The sequence below is a fragment of the Pseudomonas sp. 43(2021) genome (assembly GCF_017490805.1).
Taxonomy (GTDB): Bacteria; Pseudomonadota; Gammaproteobacteria; order Pseudomonadales; family Pseudomonadaceae; genus Aquipseudomonas.
In genome coordinates, this window is record NZ_JAFGYJ010000062.1 from 1 (window position 1) to 2,897 (window position 2,897).

The window sequence follows — 2,897 nt, forward strand, 5'->3', positions numbered from 1 at the left end:
ATGGAAGTCAACAAAAAGCAGCTGGCTGACATTTTCGGTGCGAGTATCCGTACCATTCAGAACTGGCAGGAACAGGGAATGCCCGTTCTGCGAGGCGGTGGCAAGGGTAATGAGGTGCTTTATGACTCTGCCGCCGTCATAAAATGGTATGCCGAAAGGGATGCTGAAATTGAGAACGAAAAGCTGCGCCGGGAGGTTGAAGAACTGCGGCAGGCCAGCGAGGCAGATCTCCAGCCAGGAACTATTGAGTACGAACGCCATCGACTTACGCGTGCGCAGGCCGACGCACAGGAACTGAAGAATGCCAGAGACTCCGCTGAAGTGGTGGAAACCGCATTCTGTACTTTCGTGCTGTCGCGGATCGCAGGTGAAATTGCCAGTATTCTCGACGGGCTCCCCCTGTCGGTGCAGCGGCGTTTTCCGGAACTGGAAAACCGACATGTTGATTTCCTGAAACGGGATATCATCAAAGCCATGAACAAAGCAGCCGCGCTGGATGAACTGATACCGGGGTTGCTGAGTGAATATATCGAACAGTCAGGTTAACAGGCTGCGGCATTTTGTCCGCGCCGGGCTTCGCTCACTGTTCAGGCCGGAGCCACAGACCGCCGTTGAATGGGCGGATGCTAATTACTATCTCCCGAAAGAATCCGCATACCAGGAAGGGCGCTGGGAAACACTGCCCTTTCAGCGGGCCATCATGAATGCGATGGGCAGCGACTACATCCGTGAGGTGAATGTGGTGAAGTCTGCCCGTGTCGGTTATTCCAAAATGCTGCTGGGTGTTTATGCCTACTTTATAGAGCATAAGCAGCGCAACACCCTTATCTGGTTGCCGACGGATGGTGATGCCGAGAACTTTATGAAAACCCACGTTGAGCCGACTATTCGTGATATTCCGTCGCTGCTGGCGCTGGCCCCGTGGTATGGCAAAAAGCACCGGGATAACACGCTCACCATGAAGCGTTTCACTAATGGGCGTGGCTTCTGGTGCCTGGGCGGTAAAGCGGCAAAAAACTACCGTGAAAAGTCGGTGGATGTGGCGGGTTATGATGAACTTGCTGCTTTTGATGATGATATTGAACAGGAAGGCTCTCCGACGTTCCTGGGTGACAAGCGTATTGAAGGCTCGGTCTGGCCAAAGTCCATCCGTGGCTCCACGCCAAAAGTGAGAGGCACCTGTCAGATTGAGCGTGCAGCCAGTGAATCCCCGCATTTTATGCGTTTTCATGTTGCCTGCCCGCATTGCGGGGAGGAGCAGTATCTTAAATTTGGCGACAAAGAGACGCCGTTTGGCCTCAAATGGACGCCGGATGACCCCTCCAGCGTGTTTTATCTCTGCGAGCATAATGCCTGCGTCATCCGCCAGCAGGAGCTGGACTTTACTGATGCCCGTTATATCTGCGAAAAGACCGGGATCTGGACCCGTGATGGCATTCTCTGGTTTTCGTCATCCGGTGAAGAGATTGAGCCACCTGACAGTGTGACCTTTCACATCTGGACAGCGTACAGCCCGTTCACCACCTGGGTGCAGATTGTCAAAGACTGGATGAAAACGAAAGGGGATACGGGAAAACGTAAAACCTTCGTAAACACCACGCTCGGTGAGACGTGGGAGGCGAAAATTGGCGAACGTCCGGATGCTGAAGTGATGGCAGAGCGGAAAGAGCATTATTCAGCGCCCGTTCCTGACCGTGTGGCTTACCTGACCGCCGGTATCGACTCCCAGCTGGACCGCTACGAAATGCGCGTATGGGGATGGGGGCCGGGTGAGGAAAGCTGGCTGATTGACCGGCAGATTATTATGGGCCGCCACGACGATGAACAGACGCTGCTGCGTGTGGATGAGGCCATCAATAAAACCTATACCCGCCGGAATGGTGCAGAAATGTCGATATCCCGTATCTGCTGGGATACTGGCGGGATTGACCCGACCATTGTGTATGAACGCTCGAAAAAACATGGGCTGTTCCGGGTGATCCCCATTAAAGGGGCATCCGTCTACGGAAAGCCGGTGGCCAGCATGCCACGTAAGCGAAACAAAAACGGGGTTTACCTTACCGAAATCGGTACGGATACCGCGAAAGAGCAGATTTATAACCGCTTCACACTGACGCCGGAAGGGGATGAACCGCTTCCCGGTGCCGTTCACTTCCCGAATAACCCGGATATTTTTGATCTGACCGAAGCGCAGCAGCTGACTGCTGAAGAGCAGGTCGAAAAATGGGTGGATGGCAGGAAAAAAATACTGTGGGACAGCAAAAAGCGACGCAATGAGGCACTCGACTGCTTCGTTTATGCGCTGGCGGCGCTGCGCATCAGTATTTCCCGCTGGCAGCTGGATCTCAGTGCGCTGCTGGCGAGCCTGCAGGAAGAGGATGGTGCAGCAACCAACAAGAAAACACTGGCAGATTACGCCCGTGCCTTATCCGGAGAGGATGAATGACGCGACAGGAAGAACTTGCCGCTGCCCGTGCGGCACTGCATGACCTGATGACAGGTAAACGGGTGGCAACAGTACAGAAAGACGGACGAAGGGTGGAGTTTACGGCCACTTCCGTGTCTGACCTGAAAAAATATATTGCAGAGCTGGAAGTGCAGACCGGCATGACACAGCGACGCAGGGGACCTGCAGGATTTTATGTATGAAAACGCCCACCATTCCCACCCTTCTGGGGCCGGACGGCATGACATCGCTGCGCGAATATGCCGGTTATCACGGCGGTGGCAGCGGATTTGGAGGGCAGTTGCGGTCGTGGAACCCACCGAGTGAAAGTGTGGATGCAGCCCTGTTGCCCAACTTTACCCGTGGCAATGCCCGCGCAGACGATCTGGTACGCAATAACGGCTATGCCGCCAACGCCATCCAGCTGCATCAGGATCATATCGTCGGGTCT

Annotated in this window: 4 protein-coding genes; all 4 read left to right on the forward strand. The window is 54.5% G+C overall.

Annotation, left to right across the window (positions count from 1 at the left end):
- Complete coding sequence (locus J5M71_RS25715) at positions 1 to 546, forward strand: DNA-packaging protein (RefSeq protein WP_000453580.1); 546 nt, start codon at positions 1 to 3, stop codon at positions 544 to 546.
- Positions 521 to 2,446 (forward strand): phage terminase large subunit family protein, encoded by a 1,926-nt coding sequence (locus J5M71_RS25720; protein ID WP_001027292.1) that lies wholly within the window; start codon positions 521 to 523, stop codon positions 2,444 to 2,446. Before J5M71_RS25715 ends, J5M71_RS25720 begins: the two co-directional genes overlap by 26 nt.
- Positions 2,443 to 2,649 (forward strand): gpW family protein, encoded by a 207-nt coding sequence (locus tag J5M71_RS25725; RefSeq protein WP_000198149.1) that lies wholly within the window; start codon positions 2,443 to 2,445, stop codon positions 2,647 to 2,649. Before J5M71_RS25720 ends, J5M71_RS25725 begins: the two co-directional genes overlap by 4 nt.
- The coding region (locus J5M71_RS25730; protein WP_207838241.1) for a phage portal protein at positions 2,646 to 2,897 on the forward strand (252 nt) is incomplete at its 3' end. The genes J5M71_RS25725 and J5M71_RS25730, both read left to right, overlap by 4 nt.

Bases quoted from the DNA above. Each gene is read 5' to 3' on its own strand.
- J5M71_RS25715 (WP_000453580.1), top strand. From the start codon at position 1: ATGGAAGTCAACAAAAAGCAGCTGGCTGACATTTTCGGTGCGAGTATC.
- J5M71_RS25725 (WP_000198149.1), top strand. From the start codon at position 2,443: ATGACGCGACAGGAAGAACTTGCCGCTGCCCGTGCGGCACTGCATGAC.